Origin of the sequence: Clostridium neonatale (assembly GCF_001458595.1) — a bacterium.
Taxonomy (GTDB): domain Bacteria; phylum Bacillota; class Clostridia; order Clostridiales; family Clostridiaceae; genus Clostridium; species Clostridium neonatale.
Window position 1 is genome coordinate 399,046 of the sequence record NZ_LN890328.1, and the last position, 25,323, is coordinate 424,368.

The following is a 25,323-nucleotide window of genomic DNA, read 5'->3' on the forward strand; positions in this document are numbered from 1 at the left end:
TATATAGGTGCAAAAATATTGAATTATAATAATATTTTGAAAAAAATTTATGAATAAATATAAATAAGATGTGTATACAAATTATTGTGGACTTCAAATTTCTAATTTAATTGTTATTTCTTTTGAAAGTTGATAAAAGATATGTATCTGTGATAATATTTACTTAATAGGTTTAAAGATAAAGAATTGTAAAAAAATATAGCAATAAGCATACTAGGGGGGATATAAATGCCAATAAAAATTCCTAAAGAATTACCAGCATTTAAAGTTTTGTCAGATGAAAATATATTTATAATGAATGATGAAAGAGCTATGTCACAAGACATAAGACCTTTAAAAATAGTTATTCTTAATTTAATGCCTAAAAAAATAGTTACAGAAAATCAACTTTTAAGATATCTATCAAATACACCTCTGCAGGTTGAAATAAGTTTAATTCAGCCTAAAACATATACATGCAAAAACACTCCAGAGGAGCATCTTAAGAAATTTTATGGATATTTTGATGATATAAAGCATGAAAAATTTGATGGATTAATCATAACTGGAGCTCCAGTTGAAACAATGGAGTTTGAAGATGTAGCATATTGGGACGAGCTTTCGGAAATTATGAAGTGGAGTGAAAAGAACGTATTTTCAACATTGCACATTTGTTGGGCATCACAAGCAGGGCTATATTATCATTTCAATGTTCCTAAATATGATTTGAAAGAAAAAATGTTTGGAATATTTTCACATAATGTTATAGATGAAAAAGCAGACTTAACAAGAGGATTAAGTGATATCTTTTATGCACCACATTCTAGACATACAGAAGTCAGAAGAGAAGATATAGATAAAGTTAAAGAACTTGAAATATTATCAGAATCTGATGAAGCAGGAGTGTTTATTGTATCTACAAAGGATAGAAGAAAAGTATTTATAACTGGTCATCTTGAATATGACAGGGGAACACTAAAAGAAGAATATGTACGTGATAAGGAAAAAGGTATGGAGATACAGATACCTAAAAATTATTTTAGAAATGATGATCCAAATAGTATGCCACTACAAACATGGAGGGGCAGTGCGAATATCGTTTTTGGTAACTGGCTAAATTACTGTGTATACCAAAATACACCATATAATCTTAATGATTTATAATTTAAATATATTGTGTAGAATCAGAATTTAGTGGGAAATAACCGAAATTTAATATATGATATGCTCGATTGTAGGAAAATTTCAGCTAAAACCTGCTAAGAAAAATCAAGTTTTTTTTAGCAGGTTTTTTATATATTTTTTGCATGACAAATAAATTAAACAGAAATTCTGTTTAATTTAGATATAGATACTATCTAAATTTAAGTATTATAGACTTCTTTTACTCTAGCGTAGTATATTCTTAGAAACTTATTTAATGCAGCAATTTTAGCAACTTTTTTAGGTTTTCCTTCTGCTTCTTTTTTTAACATATATAAAAATATAGGATCATCCTTTGGTTTGGCACTTTTGATACATTTCATAATTTCATATCCAGTTTTTCGTAATAATGCAGAACCTCTTTTAGAAATACGACGTTTGTTTGCAACAAACTGTCCCGACTCAAAAGGAGGTGAATCAATACCCGTATAAGCTATCAAAGCCTTTTTATTATAAAAGCGTTTTAAATCACCGATTTCAGCAATTAAGCGTGGAGCCAATGTATCTCCAACTCCAGGCATATTTCTAACAACATTGTATTCCTTTAAACTACTTGCTAATTCTTGCATTTGTGATAATATCATAGATAGAGTTCTATCTATTTCGCTAAGAACTCGAACAGCTTCTAATACTAACATTTTGGTTGATGGGGTACTAGAAGATAGTGTAGGGATGCCTTCTTGTGCTAAAGCATATATCTGTTTTGCTTTTGTTTCACTTTGATGGTATCCTTTATTTTTTGCCCATTTAAAATAACTATTTATAAATTGCTTTTCATTTTTCTTGGTAATATTATCGTAATGCCAGTATTCTTTAACAAAATCATTTAATTTATCTTTCTCTGGCTTATCGGATCTATTTTTTAATAGATTTTTAATTCCTGGCATTGTTCTATCTAATAGATTACTTAGTACAAGTTTGCTCTCTATTCTCATAGCTATATAATGAGAATATTGCCTACCTAATAATTTTAATTCAGAATACACCTCATCTGTTGCTTCATAGTCAGTTAATTTAAACCAATTATCAATTCCATAATTAGCTATTTTGATAGAATCTAATTTATCAGTTTTACCTTTCCTTAATCCTATAGCAGAATATTTTTTCATAATTAATGGATTTATTACGGCTACAAATATACCATGATTTTTAAGATAAGTAAGTAGTGGCAAATGGTATGCACCGGTCGCTTCCATAACAACTCTAGTTTCTTCATTTAATTCAGAAATAGATTCAACTAATGCTTTTAAATCAGCTTCAGTATGATTTATTTCATGTGGTTCACTAATAACCTCACCATATTCTTTCAATATACATACTGTACTTTTTCCTTTTGAAACATCAATTCCAACACTAATCATGTTAATCCTCCTAAAAAATTATTGTAATTTTAATCCACCCACACTTATTACAATTCATTTTGGTTAGTTACACGAAAGCCGTACGGTTTCAACCTGCTTAATCGAATCTTTATAATAAGGGATGGCTGACAGTTTTAGCTACGGATGTTAAAACCCAATTCTAAAGTCGTCATACCAAATTACTCCCTTTATTATAAATTAAAATAAGTGCAGATGTTAAATCATATATTTATGATTTGTATCTACACTTATAGAGTACCAAAATTCTAATGGCAGAGGCTGCGCCTAAAAATGTTTGCTCCAAAAAGCAAGTTTTTGGACAAACAATTTTGGAACAGCCTCTGCCAAAGAATTTAAAAGCTGAAATTTCTAATACAATACTACGCATATTCATATATTGAATTTCTTTGTTTTTCTCTAAAATCATATATACTCAATTTATTTTAATTATGATTAATGTTTTTTATATTCTATGACTTAAAGTATATCTTCCAATCAATGGATGTAATTTATGAAGTCACCTATAAAAATCACCTTAACCATCATAGAATAAGCAAATTCGTAAGAATGTATATTCTGATATTTATAAATCTATATCTTTTTAAAAATGATAAAATATTAACCTTTTAAATCTTTAACATATATAAATAACTATTCCTTAATTTAAAAATGTATTTATGTATAGCAACAATAATACCACTACTCTGAATTTAGATTAAACAAAGAAATAAAGCATTTGTGTGGGCGGTGTCTTGCATCAAAAAATGAAGCTTTAAAATTTTTCATCAATGATTGTTCCAAAATTGTTTGTCCGATCTTGCATCGGAGCAAACGTTTTTGGAACAATCGTTGATGCTTAAATTTTTAGCTTCATTTTTGCAGCAAGCGAGCCCACATAAATGCTTTATTTCGGTTGTTATCCACTAAACTTTGTACGTCCCTTATTTATGTTATGAAAAATTATTATTTTTATCTATGATTCGATATTCAATTTATATGGATAAGAAATAATATAATTTCTATTATTAAAATAGCTGGAATTCCAAAAGTAAACTTAAGATGCTTTGTTTTATGTCTAAAACAATACATTCCTAAAAGGGAACCAATAGAACCGCCAATTATTGCTACAGCCATAAGTGTGTTTTCAGATATTCTCCACTCGTGTTTTATAGCACGTTTTTTATCTATATACATTAAAATAAAGCCTAATAAATTTATAATAGTTAAAAATATAAATATGACATTTTTCATAAATTACTTAAAACCTCCATTTTTATTTATGTATATTATATCATAAATAAAAATGGAGGTTTTCTTTAAAAAAGATTAGCCACCTAAAGTTACATCTTGGTCATTATACCAATTAAGAGCATCAAAAAAATCTTTGGTTTTAAAGTCTGGCCAGTAATTATTTATAACATAAAAATCAGCATAAACAGATTGAACAGGAAGTAAACCACTTAAACGTCTTCGTCCACCCCATCTTATGACAAGATCTATTCTAGAAATATCTGAAGAATTAATATTATGTATAATATCATGATTATCATTATTGCATGATTTTAAGCCATTTAAGTCCCATTGCCACCCGTAATTTATTAAAAAATTAACTTTTGTTCCTCCACTCCCGTATTTTACTCTTTTTGTAAAAGGCAATAATTCTTTAGGGAAATTTTTAGAAGTAGTATCGCCTAAGACAAGTATTTCACAATTTTCTTTTGTAAGCAGCATTACTGATTTTATACATGCATCTGTAAAAGCCATTTTTTGTTCAGATGGTCTTTTAGTATTATCTATGGTGAACCCATAAAAAGTCACTTCACTTATATTTTCTTTTTGGCAAAGCTTAAAAACTTCTAATCCTGGATCTATTCCGTAATCATATCCTTTATCTTTAGTTAATCCAAGAGAAATGGCATATCTTCTATTTCCATCAGGAATTATTGCTACATGATTTGGTTTTCTCATAAATATAGTTGTTAAATTCATACTAAACTGAATTAACAAGATCACCTCCATATTATTAATTAGAACTAAATAATATTATTAACCAATAAGCAAAAAAATAAACCCCAGCATAAGCTGAGGCTTTATTAGTACTGAGTAGGGGTTTCAGTACTTAATATAAAAGGGGATACATCTTGTAAAGTGGACCCTTTGTCAAGGACAATAAAAAAAAGATGCTTATGCCGCTGAAAGCTGATTTCTGTATTCTACAGGAGTCAGCTTTTTTAAATTCCATTGACAACGATGATTATTGTAGTAATCAATATAATCATTAATAGAATTCTCGATGTCTTCTAATGTAGTACAACTCTTATAATCAACTTCATCTTTCAGATGGCCGAAGAAAGATTCTTGAGGGGCATTATCCCAACAATTACCGCGTCTAGACATAGATTGTCCAAGATTATTTTCTTTTAATAATTTTTGATATTTAGGACTAGTATAATGAACTCCTTGATCCGAATGAATAAATGCATCATTAGATGGTTTAAAATCTTTATTAGACATTAAATTACGTATGGTGGTCATAACTATATCTAATTCCAAACTATTTGATACATTATAAGATAATATTTCATTAGTTGAAGCGTCTTTTATGGTTGACAAATAAGCCATCTGGTTAGCACCATATGGTAAATATGTAATATCAGTAAGAAGTACTTTTCCAGCTACCCCTTGTTTAAAGTTTCTGTTAAGAAGATTCGGAACAACTCTATGCTCTTTTGTTGCTTTAGCCATTCTTCTATATGGATTAGCTTTTCTTATTGGGCAAAGTATATTATATTTTCTCATAATCCTTTGAATACGCTTTCTATTATATGTAATACCAAAGCTATTTTCTAAAGTCATTTTAATTGAACGTGATCCTTTCTTGTATCCCTTAAAATTAAATGCTTTTAGTATATTATTTCTAAGGACTATATCATTGTTATCACGTTCGATTTTTAATGATTTACTTTTTAAATATCTATAATAACCCGAACGTGAAACTTCAGCTATAGCACATAAATGTCTAATACTAAAGTTATTTATAGAACCTTTAGCCAAGTTTTCTATTAAGTAAAATGCTTCTGCTGCAATTAATTTACCTTTTCTCACCTGCCTTTCTTGCAGCTCTAATTTTTTTAACAACTCAACCTCAGCTTTTAAATATTCAATCTCAGCATTTTGTTTTGCTATAATATCGTCTTTAGTTAGTTCACGCTCACGCGGACGACCGCTATTATTACGACGAGTATCATCTAAGCCAAGAACTCCATTTTCTTTATAAGCTTTTTTCCATCTGCTTGATGAACAATCGATACGTTTTAAACCAATTACCTCAGCATCAAATCCAGCTTCTTGAAAAATTACTCTTGGAGATTTTCCGTTATTGTATTCTGCTATAAAATGAATTTTAAATTCATTAGTATATGTAATAGCTTTATCACTAATTTTTTTAACATACTTATTTTTAGATAAATTCTTGATTTCTTCATTTGAAAATGTCTTCTTACTCATTAATTAAATCACCTCATAAATTTATTGTACAAAAAAAGACTCTATATAGATAGACACTCTTTTATTAGTGTCTACTATATAGGGTCCATTTTATTGGATAAGATGTTTTTAATATTTAATAAGGGGTAAATATTATTGTTTAACTACTTTACGATTTAAATTATATTATTGGTATGTGTCAAAATCGTGACAAGAATGTTAAAAAATATTAATACTAAATTATTTTCTTAACATATCAAATGAAGCTATAATATAGAAAACAGCTTATTTATAATATAAAAAGACCATAAATATTTGTTATGCTATAATAAATATTTATTATAAAAGTAAAAGTCCTAAAAGGGTTTAAGTTTAATACTATTTTAGTTAAAATTAAACTATATTTAGATAAAAAGGAGCAAAAATATATGGTTAATGCGAAAAGACAAAAAGAATTAAAAGCTTTAGGATTTTTATTACAAAATGATCATGAACATTTTGCAGTAAGATTTTTAGGACGAGCAGGTAACTTCACAGCAGAAGAATTGAAAAATATTAATTATATTGCTGAGAAATATGGAAGAGGTTACTGTGGAATGACAACAAGACTTCAAATAGAAGTACCTTGGATAAAAGACGAGGATGTTGAAAATGTTATAGAAGAAGCTAAAAAAATAGGCTTAAGACATGGTGGAACAGGTCAAAAAATAAGACCTCTTGTAGCCTGCAAGGGAACAGTGTGTTTACATGGTAACATTGATACTCAAGAAATATGCAGACAATTAGAGGATAAGTATTTTGGAACTGATACACCTCATAAATGTAAAATAGGTATAGTTGGGTGTGCAAACAACTGTGCAAAAGCTAATATAAATGATATTGGAGTACTTGGAAGAACAGTTCCTAAATTTGATTTAGATAAGTGTGTTGGATGTGGATTATGTGTCAAAGGATGCAGACAAAAAGCATTAGAAGTAGTAGATAGAAAGATTGTTTATAATAAAGATTTATGTGTTAGCTGCGGTGAGTGTGTAAGATTATGTAGAACTAAGGGAGCTGTAGCAAAAGAAAAAGGTGCTGAAATATTTGTTGGCGGAAGATTTGGAAGAGCAATGAGAATTGGAGATTCACTTGGAAAGATCTTCAAAGAAGAAGAAGTTGTACCTATGATAGATAAGATTATGGATTACTATAAAGAAGTAGGTATAAAAGGTGAAAGAATATCTCATGTTATGGATAGAATAGGAAAAGATGAATTTATAAAAGCAGTTTTAGAATAGAAATAACATATATGATATACTAAATGATGAAATATTATTAATATTTCATCATTTACTATTTTTTTTATTAAGGATAATATATACTATAGAATTAATGATATATAATTAGAAATTGTAATATATGATAATAATAATGCAATTAATATTTGAGGTGAAACATATGATAGGCTTGCTTGGGGTAAAGAGAAATACACCATTAGAAGTTAGGGAAAAGCTTATAGTTACTTGTAAAAATCATGATTTATATATAGATAAATTACTAAAATCTTTTAAAGAAGTAGTGATACTAGCTACTTGTAATAGAACAGAAATCTATTTTAATGTTTTTGACATGGATAATGAAGAAATATTAAAAAAGATTTTTGAAGTATTCAATTGGAATACTAATTATAAAGAGTATATTTTTATATCAGAAAATAAACGTGCATATACTCACTTATTTGAAGTGTGTTCAGGATTTCATTCGAAGATTGTTGGAGAGGATCAGATTCTTGGACAGGTAAAAAGCGCTTATGAAGAAGCAGTAAAAAGAAAAGGCGTTACATGTGAACTTCAAAGATTATTTCAGCAAGCACTTTCATGTGGAAAAAAGTTTAAAAGTACATCAAGATTATATGAGATACCAGTTTCATCTGTATCTATAGCTGTAAAGGAAAGTATAAATAAAGCTTGTAGTACATATATGATTTTAGGATATGGTGATGTAGGAAAATTAGCAGTTAAGTATCTTTTATGTCATAAGATTTCAAAAATATATTTAGTGGTTAGAAATATGAATATAGTAAATGAAGTAGAAGATGCTAGAATAGAAGTGATTTCTTTTGATGATAAAAATAAATATATTAATGATGTAGACTGCGTTATAGGATGTACTTCTGCACCACATGTTATAGTGAAAAACAGAGATATAAGTGAAAAAGGAAAAAAATTATACATGTATGACCTAGCTGTTCCAAGAGATTTTGAAGAAGAAATATCATATCTGAGCAGAACAGAAGTTTATAATATTGATGAAATAAGTCATATGAATGATGAAAATAAAAAATTACGTATTAAAAAAATGGAAGAACATAAATATATCTTAACAGAGTATCTAAATGAATATGAAGAATGGCTTAAATTAAGAGAGATTGTTCCACATATAAAAGATTTAAAATCATTGGGGCATGATGTAAATGAAAAAAGAATAAAAACATTTGTAAATAAGAGTAATAGCAAAGATCATATAATGCTTGTAAATAAGCTTGTTGAGAGTACATCAAATTTTTATATTAATAATGCAATAGATGTGTTAAAAGAAGAAACTTTAAAAGGTTGTGGTGATGAATGTCTAAGGATAATCGAAAAGATATTCAAAATGAAAGAATAGATTATTCATATATTGGACTAATGTCAAGTAAGACTAGAGTTGGAATAATAGGCGCTGGAAGAGCAGGATTTATAAAAGCAAAGCATTTTGCTTTGAATGGATGTTACGTTGAAATAATTGCAAAAGAGTTTAGCAAAGAAGTAATTGATATTTCAAGTGAATGCAATTTAATACTTATAAACGAAGAGTTTACAATAGATTTTTTAAAAGATAAGCACATAATAATAATAGCTGTAGATGATAATGATTTAAAAAAGCAAATAAGAGAATACTGTGAGAGTAATTATAAAATATATATAGATTCATCAAATTTTAAAGATGGAATGGGAGTTGTGCCAGTAGAGAGGCAAAGCAAAAATATAATGGTTGCTTTAAATACTAAAATAGGAAATCCAAAAGGTGCAGTACTAATATCTAAAAAGATTAAAAATATTATAGATGAATATGATGAGTTTATAGAATTTACTTCAAAGCTTAGAAATAATTCAAAGGAATTATTAGAGTATAAAAAAGATATTGTAGAAGTAATAGGAACAGAAGAATTTGAAATGCTATATAAAGAAAATAATCATGAAGAGTTTTTAAGAAGAAGATTCCCAGATGAGATTGTGGATTATATAATGAAATAATATTTTAATGGTAAGATAACAGTCATAGTTAACATTTTTGGAGGATAATTGATGAAAAATTTAATAATAGCTACGCGAAAAAGCAAGCTCGCACAAATGCAAACAGAAATTGTTATGAAAAAGCTTAAAGAGAAGTGCAATATAGATAGTGAGAAACTTTTAATAGTTACAGAAGGAGATAAAAAGTTAGATATTTCTTTAAATAAGATTGGAGGGAAAGGTCTTTTTGTTAAAGATATAGAATTAGCCCTTTTAAATAATCATGCACATGGAGCAGTACATAGCATGAAGGATGTACCACATGAATTACCAGAAGAATTTGAAATAGCAGCTGTAACTGAACGTGAAGATATAAGAGATGTATTCATATCAAGAAAAGGAATGCTTTTTAAAGAACTTAACTCTGGAGCTAAGATCGGAACAAGCAGTTTAAGAAGAGCTCTTGAACTTAAAGAAATAAGAAGTGATATTGAAATAGTACCAATCAGAGGGAATGTACAAACAAGATTAGCGAAGATGGAAGAACAAAAACTTGATGGAATTATCCTTGCAGCTGCTGGACTTAAAAGGTTAAATAATGAAAATATAATAACAGAATATTTTGATCCTAAAATTGTACTGCCAGCTGTAGCACAAGGTGCTTTAGGTGTTGAATGTTTAAAGATTAGTGAAGCAAAGGGGTATTTTGAAGCATTAGAGGATAAAAATGCAAGATTAACTGTTGAAGCTGAAAGAAGCTTTATGAGGGCTTTAAATGGAGATTGTCATAGTGCAATAGGAGTATATTCAGAAATACAAAATAATGATTTATATATGATAGGTATGTTTGAAGTTAATGGAAAACTTATAAAGAAAGATATTCTTGGAAGCAAAAATGATAATGTAATCCTAGGAAATGAGTTAGCTAAAAAAATATTAGAATAACAAAATACTATATAATTGTTTAAAGGAGATATTCTTTATGAGTAAAGTTTATATAATTGGTACAGGATCAGGAGATGAGGAGCTTTTAACATTAAAAGCTGTTAAGTGTTTAAAAAAATGTACAGCAGTTTTATATGATAGATTAGTCTCAAATAATATATTAAATTATTTAAATGATGAATGTGAAATATACTATTGCGGAAAAGAGCCAGGTACTCATTATAAGACACAAGAAGAAATAAATGCTTTATTGGTTGAGCTTGCTAAAAAAGGACATATAGTAGGCAGAATAAAAGGCGGCGATCCATATGTTTTTGGAAGAGGTGGAGAAGAGGTTTTAGCTTTAAAAAAAGAAAATATAGAATTTGAAGTTATTCCAGGTGTTACTTCACCTATTGCAGTTTTAAATTATGCTGGAATTCCAATAACACATAGGGGTATAGCCCAAAGCTTTCATGTAGTAACTGGAATGTCTGCAAATGATCTTAATGTGAATTTTGAAGCTCTAGCAAAAGAACAAGGAACTCTTGTCTTTATGATGGGGCTTAGCAATCTTGAAAATATAGTAGAAAACTTAATCACTAATGGAAAAGATAGAGCTACACCTTGTGCTGTTGTTATGAGAGGAACATGCAGCAAGCAAAGAAAAGTTGTTGGAACATTAGAGAATATAGTTAGCTCAGTACGAAAAGCTGAATTAAAGTCACCATGTATCATTGCTGTTGGTGATGTTGTTAATTTAAATGAAGAATTAAGTTGGTATGAAAATAAACCTTTGTTTGGGAAAAACATCTGCGTAACAAGATCAGAAAAGCAAGGAGCATCATTAAGAGAAAAATTAAAAGATTTGGGTGCAGAAGTAACATCCTTTCATGCAATAGAAATAAAAAGCACAGTAGAAAAATTAGATATGTATTTAGAAAAATTACATAAGTATGATCATATTTTGTTCACATCTGTAAATGCAGTTAATATATTTTTTGATTATCTAATTGAAAAAGAATATGATATAAGAAATATAAAGGCAAAAATTTCGGCTGTCGGTAAAGCTACATGGCAGGCTCTTAATAGAAGAGGAATAGTATGCTTTTGCAAAGCTAGAGAATTTATGGGTATAGGGCTTTTTAAAGAATTAAAACCATATTTGGAGGAAAATCAAAAAATACTAATTCCATGTTCATCATTAAGTAAACCTGATTTATATAATCAGCTTTTAAATGAAAATACACAGGTAGACAGAGTATTTATTTATGATACTGTCTGCGGAAAGATAAGAGATACAAGACCATTTGAAGAAGTTGATGTAGTATTTTTTACAAGTCCATCAACTGTCTATAATATGATTGATGCAGTTGGTATTGATGCAATTAAAGAGAAACATGTTATAGCTATAGGACCTAAAACCAATAAACCACTAAGAGAAAATGGAATTATAGCAGATGTATGCAGAGAGCATTCAGAAGAAGGCTTTTTGAATGAAATTATAGATTTACTGAGGTAATTATTTTAAATAATTACTAACTATATATAGTAAATTTGACTTAGATTGATATCTAGGGACATGATATGCACGAAATATTAGGTTTGGATATCTGATTAAGAAAACTCTACTTTAAAGGTTTGCTAAGTATATTTAGCCTACCATTTTAGAAAACATCTTCTCATATGCATTGGTAGGTATAAATAATTCGTAACAAATGCAAGATTTGGATTCTCTAATTAAGATTTGAGTTTTCTGCTTAAGAATTTTAAAACTTAAGAATTTTAGAATTTATATTCTTTTGGTAGTATTATAATATTTTTATATGAATTATACATAAAATTATTTTTAGAAGGAAGGCCAAGAAATTAAATGATTAAAAGAGGAAGAAGATTAAGATTAAATTCTGCCATAAGAGATATGGTAAGAGAAACTACACTAAATTCAAAGAATTTTATTTATCCTATTTTTGTGGTTGAAGGAGAAAATATTAAAAATGAAATATCTTCAATGCCAGGAATTTATCATTTTTCAATAGATAGATTGCATGAAGTAATAAAAGAAGTTGAAGAAGCAAAAGTAGGAGGTGTGCTTCTATTTGGCATTCCAAAACATAAAGATGCATGCGGATCAGAGAGCTTTGCAGAAGATGGAATAGTTCAAAAAGCTGTAAGGAAGATAAAAGAAATAAATAATGATATTCTTGTAATTACTGATGTATGTATGTGTGAATATACTTCACATGGACATTGTGGAATTTTACATGGGGACTATGTAGACAATGATGAAACTTTAGAATATTTAGGTAAAATAGCAGTATCTCATGCAAAAGCAGGAGCAGATATTATTGCACCTTCTGACATGATGGATGGAAGAATAGGTTTTATAAGGAATGCTTTAGATACTAATGGATTCAAAAATGTAAGCATTATGAGTTATTCAGCTAAATACTGTTCAGCTTTTTATGGACCATTTAGAGATGCAGCAGATTCAGCACCTAAGTTTGGTGATAGAAAGACTTATCAAATGGATCCGGCAAATAGAATGGAAGCACTTAGAGAAACAGAAATGGACATAGAAGAAGGTGCAGATTTTATAATGGTTAAGCCAGCGCTTTCTTATTTAGATGTAATTAGAGAATGTAGAGATAACTTTAATTTACCTCTTGCTGCATATAATGTAAGTGGAGAATATTCAATGGTAAAAGCAGCAGGAAAGCAAGGACTTATAGATGAAGAAAGAGTAATGATGGAAATTTTAACTTCAATAAAAAGAGCAGGAGCAGATATAATAATAACTTATCATGCATTAGACGCAGCTAAACTTTTAAATAAGTAGAAATTATTGAAGAAGTAATGCTAAGAATATGTGTTTATAAAAAGAGTGGTTATTATATAATTTAGAACTTATAAACCATTATGAAATGAGGAAAAGTTATGAATAATAATGAAATATTTGAAGAATCAAAAGAGTATATGCCTGGAGGAGTAAACAGCCCAGTTAGATGTTATAAAGGAATGGATATGAATCCGCCAATAATAAAGTCAGGTGATGGCGTAATAATAAAAGATGAAGAAGATAATGAATATATAGATTTTGTTTTAGCATGGGGACCAATGCTACTTGGACATTGTGATCCAGATGTTGTAAAGGCAGTGAAAGAAACAAGTGAAAAAGCATTAGCTTTTGGAGCACCAACAAAGCTTGAATTAGACCTTGCAAAGTTTATGTGTGAAAATCTTGATAATATAGATAAGATAAGAATGGTAAACTCAGGTACAGAAGCTACAATGAGTGCCATAAAGCTTGCAAGAGGATACACAAAAAGAGATAAGATAGTTAAGTTTGCAGGGTGTTATCATGGACATTTTGATGGCTTTTTAGTTGAAGCAGGTTCAGGTCTTATGACAGCAGGAGTACCTGATTCACTTGGAGTGCCAAATGAAAGTATTGCAAATACTTTAATTGGTGTATATAATGATAAAGCGCAAATTACACAGCTATTTAAAAAGTATGGCAGAGAAATAGCAGGGGTTATTATTGAACCAGTAGCAGGAAATATGGGAGTTATAAAAGCTGAAGATGATTTTATGATAACTCTTAGAAATCTTTGCAGCGAGTATGGAGCACTTTTAATATTTGATGAAGTTATGACTGGATTTAGAGTAGCTTTCAAAGGTGCACAAAGCTTATTTAATATAAAGCCAGATCTTGTTACATATGCTAAAATCATGGGAGGTGGACTTCCTTGTGGTGCATATGGTGGAAGAAAAGAAATTATGGAAAACTTATCTCCGCTTGGAGGAGTATATCAGGCTGGAACTATGTCAGGTAATCCAATAGTAATGGCAGCAGGTCTTGCTACTTTAAATAAACTAAAAGATAATATGAAAGAATATTATGAGAAAATTGAATCTATTGGTAAAAAGTTAGAAGAAGGTATAGTTAGTATATCTTCAAAGTATAAATTACCATTAGTAATTAATAGAGTTGGTGGAATGTTTACTATATTCTTTACAGAATTAAAAGAAGTTAAGACATATGAAGATGTTAAAACTTGTAATATTGAAAGATTCAATAGATATTTTAAACATATGATAAAAAGTGGATTTAATTTTGCACCATCACAATTTGAAGCAGTATTTTTAAGTGTAAAGCATGAAGAAAGTCATGTTTTAGATTACTTAAAAGCATTTGAAGAGTTTGCAATTAATGAAACTAAATAACAGATTGTTAACCACTAAATCTAAAGCAATCAATTAATAAACAAATAGAAGTTTATTATTTATATAGATGTTTTATAAAGACTGTATTGTAAGTTTATAAAAATATGCAGTTTTTAAAAGAGCTTATTTTTAGGAGGATTAATTTTTTTATGAAAAGAAAATTAAAATCATTGTCTTTGCTAGTTGCAGTATTCATGATGGCAATGATGTTTGCTGGCTGTAATAAAGAAGAAAAACCAACAATAAATTTCTTTAATTATGGAGAAAACATTGGAGAAGGAATTTTAGAAGAATTTGAAGAGAAATATGGAATACATGTAAACCAGGATGTATATGATACACCGGAAGAAATGTATCAAAAGATAGCATCAGGAGCAGCTCAATATGATGTTATTGTATCAATAGATTATTTAGTACAAAGAATGATACAAGAAGATAAATTAGAAAAGATTAATTTTGGTAATGTACCTAATATGAGTAAGATAGCAGATGATCATTTAGGAAAAACATTTGATCCAAGCAATGAATATTCAGTACCATATATGTCTGGTACAATAGGACTTGTTTATAATACAGATTATGTAGATGAACCAATAGACAGCTGGACTGCACTTTGGGATACTAAATACAATAAAAATGTAATTTTATTAGATGGTGTACGTGATACATTGGGTGCAACATTAAAAATGCTTGGATATTCATTAAATACAACAAATCCAGATGAAATCAATGAAGCAAAGGAAAAGCTAATAGAACTTAAAAAGAACGGTAATTTATTAGCAATTGGAGCTGATGATAATACGGATAAAATGGCTAGAGGAGAAGCAGCAATTTCTATTCTTTGGTCAGGTGAAGGATTAAATCTTGAAGCTGAACACGATAATTTAAAGTTTGTAGTGCCTAAAGAAGGTGCAAATTTCTGGATTGATTCTTTATGCATTCCAAAAGGAACTAAAAATAAAGAAAATGCAGAACTTTTTATAAGCTATTTATGTGAAAAAGATCCATCATTTAGAACAGCTGATGAAATTGGATACACTACACCACAAAAAGAAGCTAGAGAAGAACAAGATGATAATGTAAAAAATAATCCTAATGCATATATGGATGATGAATTACTTAAGAAATGTGAAAGCTATAATTATCTTGGTGATAACTTAAGATTATATGAAGATGCATGGACTCAATTTAAAGATTATCAATAGAAAAATACTGAAGATGTATTATAATTAAAAATTATATGAAGGGTTATATCAAAGTTGAATATTCATTTTGATATAACCCTTATTATTTGATCGTTCTGTTAAGTTATATGAACATTGCTCTTCTCAACACTAGAAAATATAATAAGTTTGACTAGAACCAATTATCCCCCTAGAAAAGGAGAGAAGAACAATGAACAAAACTAAAGTAAAATGTCCTCGCTGTCACTCTGACCAACTATATAAGTTTGGTTTGGATAAGCAGGCTAACCAAAAATATCAATGTAAGAACTGCAAACGCCAATTCGCTCCTGACTCTGTCAGCATGCCGAAGAAATCAAAATACCCCACGTGTCCTAAATGTGGTAAATCTACATTCTTACATCATTCTTATAAGCACTATAATCGATATAAATGTGGCAATAAAAAATGTAATCATGTAATTGTACATCATCATAATTTAAATATTGATGATGCATCTAGTGAAAAGCTAACCGGCTCCCTTTCTATGAAAGGAATGCGCTTTCCGTTACATATTATTCTTACAGCATTGACATTATATTTCTTAAATAATACATCAACACGAGCTATTGCACATTTCCTACATACAACAGCAAATATAAAAGTATCCCATGTAACCATAGCGAGTTGGGCTCATAAATTTGCACCATTCTTCAATCTGAAAGCTGATTCCTTTAAAGATCAGTTAAATCTTCAATCTGACGATTGGCACGCTGATGAAACTGTTGTATTTATAAATGGCGAAAAGTATTATCTATGGCTTGCTATAGACTCAGAAACACGCTTCATATTAGCATTTCATCTTACGAAATCACGTAGTGAAGATTCTGCTTTTACTCTAATTAATCAAGCTAAAAAGTTTGGTGAACCTAGTAATTTCATTACTGATAGATTGCCTTCATATAATCAAGCTGTAGCTAAAGTTTTGCCAAATACTAAGCATATTCCTGTAGCACCAATGTCCAGTGATACAAGTAATAATCTTATAGAATCTTTCAATAAAACTTTTAAAGCTTGGTATAAAGCTAAAAAAGGCTTTAATTCATTCGAGAAAGCTAATAACTTAATATCTGTATTTATCTTTCACTATAACTTTATAAGACCTCATGGATCATTAAACAATCATACTCCAGCTGAAGTTGCCGGCTTCGCTAGCGATAGCAAATCTAAACATTCTTGGTTTGTTGCTGCTTAATTTAGTTAATTAATATCTTTGATTAACCTGCAAAAATCCTATTTATTGCAAGCTTGTTTGCCATGCAATAAATTAATCAAACTTATATAATTTTCAAAGAGCGAGTAATTCTACGAAATGTTAAGCTATTTTTTCATAACAACCTAACAGAATCTATTTGATTTAAGAGCATTTTCTTGTTTTAAGAAGTATGTTTAGGATATAATAAAAATATAATTTAACAAATTGTAAAAGTATGATAAATATTATTGATACTATATTTTTTATATAGTATAGTAATCATAATTAACAAAAGAAGCAATACTATATATAATGTAATTAAGGAGTGATTAATATGTCTGACAGAATTATAGATTTTAATGAAATAAAGAATAAAGCCAAAGATAAGGATGTAGATAAATTTGAGGAATACATATACTCAATGTATTATCAAATGGCTGAAGGTAAATTAAATATGGCAGACTTTTCAAAAAATATAATGAAATATATGGAAGAAAACAATATATCTCAAGATAAATTAATTAATATTCAAAAGAAATTTTTAGAGAGATATGGATTCGATCCTTCAATTTTAGAAAATCAGTTCAATATGTCAGGATTTGATCTTTCAGGACTTGGATTAAATTATGATAATGTGAAAAAGACAATGGGCTTTCAAGAAAAATACAAAGATAGAATTTCTGTTAGATCAATATCAGAATACTTTATAAAAAATGATAAAAATGATGTAAAAGTATTGCTTGAAAATGAAAAAGTAATTTTAATAAGCGAAAAAAGTATTGATTTAAATGATAATGAATTAAATGAATTTTTATGTTCATACAAAAAAGTTGTTGATGATAAAGCACTTGATATTTCAATCTGCGAAAATAGTAAAAATTATAATTATTAGAATCTTACACAACATAAATAAGGTATGTACTAAGTTTCGTGAAAAATAACCGAAATAAAGCTCTTATGTGTGGCTCGCTTGCTACAAAAATGACGCTAAGAATTCAAACATGCAGACATTGTACCCACAAATGTTTGCTCCAAGGCATATAATGCTTAGTGAGGTACGAACTTAGCAGTATAGCCCATCTTAATCTACTGATGAAGATGTTTCCTTTAATATACCTTGGACAAACAATTGTGGAACAAGTCTACATGAAGAATTCTAAAGTGTCATTTTTGAATGCAAGACACCGCCAACATAAGAGCTTTATTTCTTTGTTTCATCTAAATTCAGAGTAGTGGTATTATTGTTGCTATACATAAATACATTTTTAAATTAAGGAATAGTTATTTATAGATGTTAAAGATTTAAGAAGGTAATATTTTATCATTTTTTAAAAGGTATAAATTTATAAATATAAGGATATATATTCTTAAGAATGTGCACTTATAAAAAGAGCAGCTATGCTGCAATTCGGAACTTTTCTTATTTATTGGGTGATGCAGGGGGCCATAAATTATTACAAGTGATTGAAAAATATATTTTTAGGCATGAAATATTCCTAAAACATAAATTATAGCTAAAAAAGTTAGATATCTATGATTTTAGAGAAAAACAAAGAAATTCAATATATGAATATGGGGAGTATTGTATTGAAAATTTGAGTTATTAAATTCTTAGACAGAGGCTGTTCCAAAATTGTTTGTCAAATACTTGTTATTGGAGCAAACATTTTTGGGCACAGCCTCTGTCTGTAGAATTTTTAACTCAAATTTTCCTACAATACGAGCATATCATATATTGAATTTCGGTTGTTATCCACTAAACCATGATTCTACGTCCCTTATTTAAAGTGGTGAATTTAATATTATAAATTTTAATAGTCCAGTAGAAAAACTTATAATATCGTCTTTACTTATTCCAGAAAAATCGTGTGATGAAAAATCAAGTAATATTAATTCACTTTTGGCATTTTCTTTTTGGCATTTATCATAAAGCATCACAGAACTTTCATAAGGAACAAGTTCATCAGCTTTTCCATGAATTATAAGCGTATTTGGAATGTCTTTATTGACATAATTAATAGGATTATACATTTTCTTAGTTTTATCTATATCATCAATAGATGAAAATATGTTTGATAAATCATAATTTAAATCGGAAGTATTTAATAAGCTCAAATCTGTAGGACCAAAACAATCTACTAAATATTTTACTTTTGATGGATAGCCTATAAGACCTGGCTCATCTTCAAATGAATTTTCATCACTATATGCAGCAAGCATGGAGATATGCGCTCCAGAAGAAACACCGATTAGTCCTATTTCATTAGTGTCAAGGTTGTAGACATTTTTATTTTTATAGATCCATCTAATTGCATCTTTTACATCAGATACTTGTTTATCAAATTTTTCAGTATCATGCATAAGTTCATATTCAACACTAATTATAGTGTAACCTTCTTCTCTAAAAGAGTTTAAAATTGGTGTTAAGACATCAGGAATTGATTTATCACCATAAGCCCAAGCTCCACCATGCACATACATTAAAACTGGTGAAGATTTATAAACTTGATTTATTGGACTATAGATATCCAAATGAAGTTGTACACCATTAGTGCTTTTATAAAGAACATCACGGCAGTCCATAGCAGTAGAAGATGTATTAATATCAATTTCTTGTGCAACTGCAATATTATCTTTAAAAGAAAGGAATTTATCAATTAATCCATAACATAAAATTATTCTCTTATGAAAAATAATTGAAAAGATACAAACTACAACTAAGAATAAAATAAGAATATTTTTAATAAATTTTTTCATAAGTCTTAATTTAATCTAATTATTACAAAGCATAATTAGATTTCCTCCCTTCTCTATAATGTCAGTTTAATTATAACATAGTTAATTTCATAAAAAAAATGTTGAAATATACTATATTATATTTAAAAAAATTTAGAATAGAATTATTAATTATTTTAAATATGGAATAAAATTTGCTGAGTAAAATAAATTTAATAATATTTTCAATTTATTAGAATATATTATATGAGAGAAAATACATAAATACATTAACATTATAGAAAGGAGAAAGTATGAATAATCCTTTTGATGTGCTTGTATATTTAGATGAAATATTGGTTAAAAATCTATCATCACTAGTTCTAACAGGGTTTATAGAAACAGTAACACTTACACAATCATTTGACAATACATTATCAGCAGGAATGCAGGAAGGTCATAGAAGTGAAAATACTAGTCAAGACAGTATTACAAGAATAGAAAGAGAAGGCTTCAAAGATAAAAATAAACTTGATTCCAATAATGATTTTGAGCATTACCATTATGACAGGGCATTGGATGCAAGAAGGTGTGTAAGGGAAGAGAAAAAAGTTCAAACTACCTTTACTACTTTTGTGCTAAATAGAAATCTAATTGATTATTTCAATGAAAATGAAAAACTTCATAAAAAAAATGAAGATGATATAGAAAATGACAATATAGAGGTTGGGGATATAATTGAATTGGAAGGTACAATTACTAATAATAGTCTCGTATCTTATGTAGACACATTAATAAATCTTATGGATGTATTTGGATGTGATTATTTAGATACTCTTACAAAAGATTGTAGTTGTAATTTGACGTTCACAAGGTTTTACAAAATGTTAACATACCTGCAAAAAGTCTTATGCTGTAATAATACACAAGATGTAATAATGAAGTCTGGTAATGGAACTGTAATTTTAACTGTAAGTACAGATAATTTCATGAATAATAAATGTAGTGTATTTGATAAAATAAACTGTCATTGTAAAATTGTTGGTAAAGTAGTAAAGACGTGTAGCGAGGATTGCGATTCAATAAGTTTGTTAAGAAAAACAGGTCAAGAAGAATTTTACGAAAAATTTTTTGAAAAATCTCAGTGTCTTATTAAATGCTTAGAAGACAATGATATTTTTGTTCCCCAATGTCCTAATTTAAGGATGGAAAAATGTGCAATTCAAGTTATGCCGATAAATATATATATGTGAGCAATAATAGTCATATAAAAGTGTAGTTTTTAAGAAATTATTATAAGAATACGTTTAGTTTTAATATATCATTAAAAATAAATATGAAAAATTTTTATAAAATATGAAAAAATTTTATTTTATTTGTGTGTTTAAAGGAAAAACACTTGTTTATCAATAAGATACATGATAATATATACTACAGATGGAATATATTTATATATTGATAATTGTCGACAATCTATATATGTATAATAATGTCTGAATATATTATTTGAGGTGATAAAATGAAGTTTAGAAGTACTAGGGGATTGGAAAAAGAAATACCATCTGCAGAGGCAATAATTAATGGTATTGCAAAAGATGGTGGATTATACGTACCAGATGAATTTCCAAAAGTATATGACAAGCTAAAAGAAAATACAAATATAAAATATGAAGAATTAGCATTTAAAGTTATTAACGAATATTTTACAGATATTGATGATGCAGAATTAATGGGGGCAATAAATGATGCATATAACAATAGATTTGATGTAAAAGTAAAAAATAACTTTTTAGAATTATACCATGGACCAACTTGTGCATTTAAAGATGCAGCACTATTATTTTTACCACAAATAATGAAAAGAGCAAAAAAAAATCAAGGAATTAAAGAGGAAGTTACTATTCTTACAGCTACATCTGGAGATACTGGTAAAGCTGCACTAGAAGGTTTTGCAGGAGTGGATGGCTTTAAAGTAGTTGTGTATTATCCTAAGAATGGAGTAAGTGCCATTCAAGAAAGACAAATGTCAAGTCAAGAAGGGGATAATGTTAAAGTAATCGGAATTAAGGGGAATTTCGATGATGCTCAAACAGGTGTAAAACAAATTTTTGGAGATGATGATTTTAAAGCAAAATTAGCGCAAAAAGGATATATATTATCTTCGGCTAATTCAATCAATATTGGAAGATTAGTACCTCAAATAGTATATTATTTTTATGGATACTTCAATTTAGTTAATCAAGGGGTAATTAAATTAGATGATAAAATAAATGTTGTAGTTCCAACTGGTAATTTTGGTAATATACTAGCAGGATATTATGCAAAGCAAATGGGATTACCAATAGATAAATTTATATGTGCTTCAAATGAAAATAAAGTTCTTACAGACTTCTTTGAAACAGGGGTATATGATAAGAAGAGAGAACTGATTTTAACTGAATCACCATCAATGGACATACTTGTTTCATCAAATCTAGAAAGATTATTATATGAAGCAAGTGGAAGAAATCCTGAAATAGTTAGCGAATTAATGAATTCACTAAATGCTAAAGGAGTATATGAAGTAAATGATAAAGTAAAATCATTTATAAAAGAATTTTATGGAAACTTTGCTACAACTGATGAGGTTTATGCAGCAATAAAAGAAGAATACGAAAAAGAAAATTATGTTATGGATACACATACAGCTGTAGCACATGTAGTTAAGAACAAATACGTTAAAGAAACTGGAGATGATAAACCAGCTTTAGTTCTTTCAACAGCAAGTCCATACAAATTCCCAAGAAGTATTTGTAATGCATTAAATATTGATGTTAAAGATATAGATGATTTTAAAGTATTAACAAAATTACATGAAGAAACTAAGACTGATATTCCAAAGAACTTAGCAAACTTAGAAAATGCCAAAGTTCTACATGATGAAGTATGGGATAAGAGCCAGATGAAAGATGCTCTATTATCTTTCTTGAAATAAGGCAAAAGGGGATAAGCTTTATGAGTATTAGAGTAAGAGTACCAGCTACATCAGCTAATATGGGACCGGGATTTGATTCATTAGGAATTGCGTTAAATTTATATAATGAATTTGAATTTAGTGAAATTGAAAATGGCTTAAAATTTAAAGGAATGCCAGAAGAGTTCTGTAATGAAGATAACATAATTTATAAAGCAATGAAATTTTGTTTTGATAAAGCTGGATATAAAATAAAAGGATTAGAAATTAGTGAAATTAAGCAAGATGTACCAGTAGCAAGAGGCCTTGGAAGCAGCTCTACATGTATAGTTGGGGGACTAGTTGGAGCTAATGCAATACTTGGTAATAAGTTTTCAAAAGATGAATTATTAGATATGGCAACAGAGATTGAAGGGCATCCTGACAATGTTGCACCAGCACTACTTGGGGGCATGGTAGTTGCAGCAACTGAAGACAAGAAAACTTTTTTTGATAAAATTAAAGTACATGAAGGCTTGAAATTTATAACTATAGTTCCAAACTTTAGGTTATCTACAGAAAAGGCAAGAAGTGTATTACCAAAAGAGCTTACTATGAAAGATGGTGTATACAATGTTTCAAGAGCAGCGCTAATGGTTGCTTGTTTAAGCAGTGGAAAATTTGAAGTAATAAGAACTGCATGTAAAGATGCCTTTCATCAAAATTACAGGAGTAAGTTGATTCCTGGTTTTGAAAAGGTGTATAATAAGAGCTATGAGCTTGGAGCGTTAGGCTGCTATTTAAGCGGAGCAGGTCCAACAATCATGACTCTTATCGAGGATAGGGATGTGCGTTTTAGCAATAAGCTTAGAGAATTTTTAAATCATGAAAATTTACAATGGGATATATTAGAATTATCTTTAGATAATGAAGGGGCAACCATTATAGAAGGTGATTACTAATGAATGGAAGTTACTTAGTTATAGACAAAAGAGTTTTACCAGATGTCTATGAAAAAGTTCTTTTTGCAAAAAAACTTTTAAAGGATGGAAAAGTTAAAGAAATTACGGAAGCTGTTAAAATTGCATGGATAAGTAGAAGTGTATATTACAAATACAAAGATTTTGTATTTGATTTTTCAGAAACATCAGAAGGAAGAAAGATTACATATAACCTCATTTTGAAAAATGAAAGAGGTATGTTATCGGCTATAAGTAATTACATATCTGAAACAGGAGGAGATATTTTAACAATAAATCAAGGTATTCCTCTAAATGGTTATGCTAATTTAAGCATAACCATAGATTTATCAACTTTAAATGGAGATATAAAGACATTAACAGATGGGCTCACAAAAATACGTAATGTTGAAAAAGTAGAGTTTATAGGAATGGAATAACTAAAAGCACTTAAGAAATATAAATAATATTTCTTAAGTGCTTTTAGTTCTATATAAAGAGATATAATCATATATTAATTTGTAATAAGATTTTCTTTTTGGAAAAAGAAGGAAAAAATAGTACCGATGTTGAATATATTATTAAAGGGCTTAAGAAAGTGGTCATTAGAAACTAATGGGAAATAATTATTATATAGCTTTTAAAGTGGGTATTTTTTATAAGCTATTATAGTTATTAATATATTATTATATCTAAATGCAAAAATGTTTATAATAATAAAACATATATATGCATAGTATTTAGAATAATATAGTATTATGGAGGAGAGGGTTATATGAGTAAAGAGTATTTAATGTTTATTGACGAGAGAGGATGCTATAGTAATAGTGACGGAAATAATTTTTCTATGGTGGGAGTAATATTTGAACGTGATTATTGCACTAATTTATCTGCTGTAGATAGTGAGCTTGCCGATAAGCTAAAAGGGTTTAAGAAGCAAATAATAAATAAGGATGGGGCTAATGACATAAGAATAAATAACATAACAGAAACAGAAAACGTTTTCTTGGCCGAGGCTAGTGAAATATTAGGTAAGACAATATCAGTATTACCAAAATTTTTAAAGAATTTAAAGTTCTCAATTGTATCAACTTCTATAAAGCAGGATAGATTTCGGTCAAAGGATTTATATGAATTGGCTGTTAACAATTTAATAAAAAGATTTTATTCCTTCATTATTACTAAAAAAGCAAAATGCGGAGGGATTATAGTACAAAGCAGGCATGATGAAAAAGACTATATTATGCCACAAAAGTTTTTTAACATATATAATGAAAGAAAAACTAATTTTTATATGCATGAAGATATAAATAAAAAAATTAACAAATTTATGATTTGTGAAGTGTATAATAAAGAGTATAAATATGCATTAGAAGTTTCAGATACAATAAATAATTTACTTTTAAGCATATTAGGCTCAAAAGATGAGTACAATTTTTATATTGAATATGATTATATGAATAAAATATTAAACATAATCAAGGAAAAAATATATAGAGAAGAAATTGATTTATTAAATGATAATACCCAGAAATATATTCAAAATGCATTGGATAAATACACTAAGGAATCAGAAAAATTGAAATATGAATTATCATTAAAAAATAGAAACATAGTAGAGAGAGATAAGGAAATTGTTGAGTTAACAGAAGAAATAAACATATTAAAGCAACAGTTACAGACTGCTATAATTAATAGAAAGAGTGAAAGTATAATATTTGATATTCTTTCGCAAGTTGATGTTAAGATTAAAGGAATTGAAAAACAGGTTTTAGTTAATGCAAAGAATTAATTTCTATCTAGATAGCTTGGATTTAAGATGATTCCGGGCTATCTTTTTTATAAAAGTCAATTATAAAATA

21 protein-coding genes are annotated in these 25,323 nt (G+C 28.4%); 16 read left to right on the plus strand and 5 right to left on the minus strand.

Annotated features, from left to right (window positions below; genetic code table 11):
- Positions 1-228: 228 nt before the first annotated feature.
- Positions 229-1,143, plus strand: a complete 915-nt coding sequence (gene metA / locus BN2920_RS08945; RefSeq protein WP_058294676.1) for a homoserine O-acetyltransferase MetA — start codon at positions 229-231, stop codon at positions 1,141-1,143.
- Positions 1,144-1,343: 200 nt separating this feature from the next.
- Here the strand turns inward: metA and BN2920_RS08950 are convergent, their stop codons facing one another.
- The 4 genes from BN2920_RS08950 to BN2920_RS08965 all read right to left on the minus strand — a co-directional run bounded on the left by BN2920_RS08950 (position 1,344) and on the right by BN2920_RS08965 (position 6,050).
- A complete protein-coding gene (locus tag BN2920_RS08950) occupies positions 1,344-2,543 on the minus strand; it encodes an IS110 family RNA-guided transposase (protein WP_058293047.1) in 1,200 nt (399 codons plus the stop codon).
- Between the two features lie 987 nt (positions 2,544-3,530).
- Positions 3,531-3,794, minus strand: coding sequence for a DUF1294 domain-containing protein (locus BN2920_RS08955; RefSeq protein WP_058294677.1), 264 nt, complete (start codon positions 3,792-3,794; stop codon positions 3,531-3,533).
- Between the two features lie 75 nt (positions 3,795-3,869).
- Positions 3,870-4,511: an undecaprenyl diphosphate synthase family protein gene (locus BN2920_RS08960; protein WP_058296882.1), complete on the minus strand. Its 642-nt coding sequence runs from the start codon at positions 4,509-4,511 to the stop codon at positions 3,870-3,872.
- Positions 4,512-4,727: 216 nt separating this feature from the next.
- On the minus strand, positions 4,728-6,050 hold the full coding sequence (locus BN2920_RS08965; protein ID WP_058293045.1) for an IS3 family transposase: 1,323 nt from the start codon (positions 6,048-6,050) through the stop codon (positions 4,728-4,730).
- 407 nt (positions 6,051-6,457) lie between these two features.
- Here BN2920_RS08965 and BN2920_RS08970 point away from each other — a divergent pair, with 407 nt between their 5' ends.
- The 10 genes from BN2920_RS08970 (at position 6,458) to BN2920_RS09015 (ending at position 17,747) form a co-directional block, all read left to right on the plus strand.
- Positions 6,458-7,309, plus strand: coding sequence for a 4Fe-4S binding protein (locus tag BN2920_RS08970; RefSeq protein ID WP_058294678.1), 852 nt, complete (start codon positions 6,458-6,460; stop codon positions 7,307-7,309).
- Between the two features lie 160 nt (positions 7,310-7,469).
- Complete coding sequence (gene hemA, locus BN2920_RS08975) at positions 7,470-8,678, plus strand: glutamyl-tRNA reductase (protein WP_058294679.1); 1,209 nt, start codon at positions 7,470-7,472, stop codon at positions 8,676-8,678.
- Positions 8,636-9,307, plus strand: coding sequence for an NAD(P)-dependent oxidoreductase (locus BN2920_RS08980; RefSeq protein WP_058294680.1), 672 nt, complete (start codon positions 8,636-8,638; stop codon positions 9,305-9,307). Before hemA ends, BN2920_RS08980 begins: the two co-directional genes overlap by 43 nt.
- 51 nt (positions 9,308-9,358) lie before the next feature.
- A complete protein-coding gene (gene hemC, locus BN2920_RS08985) occupies positions 9,359-10,231 on the plus strand; it encodes a hydroxymethylbilane synthase (RefSeq protein ID WP_058294681.1) in 873 nt (290 codons plus the stop codon).
- A 37-nt stretch (positions 10,232-10,268) separates the two neighbouring features.
- Positions 10,269-11,732: a uroporphyrinogen-III C-methyltransferase gene (cobA, locus tag BN2920_RS08990; protein ID WP_058294682.1), complete on the plus strand. Its 1,464-nt coding sequence runs from the start codon at positions 10,269-10,271 to the stop codon at positions 11,730-11,732.
- Positions 11,733-12,083: 351 nt separating this feature from the next.
- Positions 12,084-13,049 carry a porphobilinogen synthase gene (gene hemB / locus BN2920_RS08995; protein WP_058294683.1) on the plus strand — a complete coding sequence of 322 codons (966 nt, stop codon included), beginning with the start codon at positions 12,084-12,086 and terminating at the stop codon, positions 13,047-13,049.
- A 98-nt stretch (positions 13,050-13,147) separates the two neighbouring features.
- On the plus strand, positions 13,148-14,437 hold the full coding sequence (gene hemL / locus BN2920_RS09000) for a glutamate-1-semialdehyde 2,1-aminomutase (RefSeq protein WP_058294684.1): 1,290 nt from the start codon (positions 13,148-13,150) through the stop codon (positions 14,435-14,437).
- Between the two features lie 149 nt (positions 14,438-14,586).
- Positions 14,587-15,642, plus strand: coding sequence for an ABC transporter substrate-binding protein (locus BN2920_RS09005; protein ID WP_058294685.1), 1,056 nt, complete (start codon positions 14,587-14,589; stop codon positions 15,640-15,642).
- A gap of 190 nt (positions 15,643-15,832) precedes the next feature.
- Positions 15,833-16,855 (plus strand): IS6 family transposase, encoded by a 1,023-nt coding sequence (locus BN2920_RS09010; protein WP_058293044.1) that lies wholly within the window; start codon positions 15,833-15,835, stop codon positions 16,853-16,855.
- Positions 16,856-17,189: 334 nt separating this feature from the next.
- Positions 17,190-17,747 (plus strand): DUF3867 domain-containing protein, encoded by a 558-nt coding sequence (locus BN2920_RS09015; protein ID WP_058294686.1) that lies wholly within the window; start codon positions 17,190-17,192, stop codon positions 17,745-17,747.
- Positions 17,748-18,637: 890 nt separating this feature from the next.
- Here the strand turns inward: BN2920_RS09015 and BN2920_RS09020 are convergent.
- The gene (locus BN2920_RS09020) at positions 18,638-19,612 is read right to left on the minus strand and encodes an alpha/beta hydrolase (RefSeq protein ID WP_058294687.1); all 975 of its coding nucleotides are present in this window, start codon (positions 19,610-19,612) and stop codon (positions 18,638-18,640) included.
- 272 nt (positions 19,613-19,884) lie between these two features.
- Between BN2920_RS09020 and BN2920_RS09025 the strand changes: the two genes are divergently transcribed.
- From BN2920_RS09025 to BN2920_RS09045, 5 genes are all read left to right on the plus strand, one after another.
- Positions 19,885-20,823 carry a DUF6414 family protein gene (locus BN2920_RS09025; RefSeq protein ID WP_058294688.1) on the plus strand — a complete coding sequence of 313 codons (939 nt, stop codon included), beginning with the start codon at positions 19,885-19,887 and terminating at the stop codon, positions 20,821-20,823.
- A gap of 266 nt (positions 20,824-21,089) precedes the next feature.
- The gene (thrC, locus tag BN2920_RS09030) at positions 21,090-22,544 is read left to right on the plus strand and encodes a threonine synthase (protein ID WP_058294689.1); all 1,455 of its coding nucleotides are present in this window, start codon (positions 21,090-21,092) and stop codon (positions 22,542-22,544) included.
- Positions 22,545-22,564: 20 nt separating this feature from the next.
- Positions 22,565-23,464 carry a homoserine kinase gene (gene thrB / locus BN2920_RS09035; RefSeq protein ID WP_058294690.1) on the plus strand — a complete coding sequence of 300 codons (900 nt, stop codon included), beginning with the start codon at positions 22,565-22,567 and terminating at the stop codon, positions 23,462-23,464.
- Positions 23,464-23,901 carry an ACT domain-containing protein gene (locus tag BN2920_RS09040; RefSeq protein ID WP_058294691.1) on the plus strand — a complete coding sequence of 146 codons (438 nt, stop codon included), beginning with the start codon at positions 23,464-23,466 and terminating at the stop codon, positions 23,899-23,901. The genes thrB and BN2920_RS09040 overlap by 1 nt, the downstream gene beginning before the upstream one ends.
- A gap of 335 nt (positions 23,902-24,236) precedes the next feature.
- On the plus strand, positions 24,237-25,253 hold the full coding sequence (locus tag BN2920_RS09045; protein WP_058294692.1) for a transcriptional regulator: 1,017 nt from the start codon (positions 24,237-24,239) through the stop codon (positions 25,251-25,253).
- Positions 25,254-25,323 lie beyond the last annotated feature (70 nt).

Bases quoted from the DNA above. Each gene is read 5' to 3' on its own strand.
- BN2920_RS09015 (WP_058294686.1), top strand. From the start codon at position 17,190: ATGTCTGACAGAATTATAGATTTTAATGAAATAAAGAATAAAGCCAAA.
- BN2920_RS09020 (WP_058294687.1), bottom strand. From the start codon at position 19,612: ATGAAAAAATTTATTAAAAATATTCTTATTTTATTCTTAGTTGTAGTT.
- hemB (WP_058294683.1), top strand. From the start codon at position 12,084: ATGATTAAAAGAGGAAGAAGATTAAGATTAAATTCTGCCATAAGAGAT.
- BN2920_RS09025 (WP_058294688.1), top strand. From the start codon at position 19,885: ATGAATAATCCTTTTGATGTGCTTGTATATTTAGATGAAATATTGGTT.
- BN2920_RS08960 (WP_058296882.1), bottom strand. From the start codon at position 4,511: ATGAGAAAACCAAATCATGTAGCAATAATTCCTGATGGAAATAGAAGA.
- BN2920_RS08965 (WP_058293045.1), bottom strand. From the start codon at position 6,050: ATGAGTAAGAAGACATTTTCAAATGAAGAAATCAAGAATTTATCTAAA.
- BN2920_RS08955 (WP_058294677.1), bottom strand. From the start codon at position 3,794: ATGAAAAATGTCATATTTATATTTTTAACTATTATAAATTTATTAGGC.
- hemA (WP_058294679.1), top strand. From the start codon at position 7,470: ATGATAGGCTTGCTTGGGGTAAAGAGAAATACACCATTAGAAGTTAGG.
- hemC (WP_058294681.1), top strand. From the start codon at position 9,359: ATGAAAAATTTAATAATAGCTACGCGAAAAAGCAAGCTCGCACAAATG.
- BN2920_RS09005 (WP_058294685.1), top strand. From the start codon at position 14,587: ATGAAAAGAAAATTAAAATCATTGTCTTTGCTAGTTGCAGTATTCATG.
- thrB (WP_058294690.1), top strand. From the start codon at position 22,565: ATGAGTATTAGAGTAAGAGTACCAGCTACATCAGCTAATATGGGACCG.
- thrC (WP_058294689.1), top strand. From the start codon at position 21,090: ATGAAGTTTAGAAGTACTAGGGGATTGGAAAAAGAAATACCATCTGCA.
- cobA (WP_058294682.1), top strand. From the start codon at position 10,269: ATGAGTAAAGTTTATATAATTGGTACAGGATCAGGAGATGAGGAGCTT.
- BN2920_RS09010 (WP_058293044.1), top strand. From the start codon at position 15,833: ATGAACAAAACTAAAGTAAAATGTCCTCGCTGTCACTCTGACCAACTA.
- BN2920_RS09045 (WP_058294692.1), top strand. From the start codon at position 24,237: ATGAGTAAAGAGTATTTAATGTTTATTGACGAGAGAGGATGCTATAGT.
- BN2920_RS08950 (WP_058293047.1), bottom strand. From the start codon at position 2,543: ATGATTAGTGTTGGAATTGATGTTTCAAAAGGAAAAAGTACAGTATGT.
- BN2920_RS09040 (WP_058294691.1), top strand. From the start codon at position 23,464: ATGAATGGAAGTTACTTAGTTATAGACAAAAGAGTTTTACCAGATGTC.
- hemL (WP_058294684.1), top strand. From the start codon at position 13,148: ATGAATAATAATGAAATATTTGAAGAATCAAAAGAGTATATGCCTGGA.
- BN2920_RS08980 (WP_058294680.1), top strand. From the start codon at position 8,636: ATGTCTAAGGATAATCGAAAAGATATTCAAAATGAAAGAATAGATTAT.
- BN2920_RS08970 (WP_058294678.1), top strand. From the start codon at position 6,458: ATGGTTAATGCGAAAAGACAAAAAGAATTAAAAGCTTTAGGATTTTTA.
- metA (WP_058294676.1), top strand. From the start codon at position 229: ATGCCAATAAAAATTCCTAAAGAATTACCAGCATTTAAAGTTTTGTCA.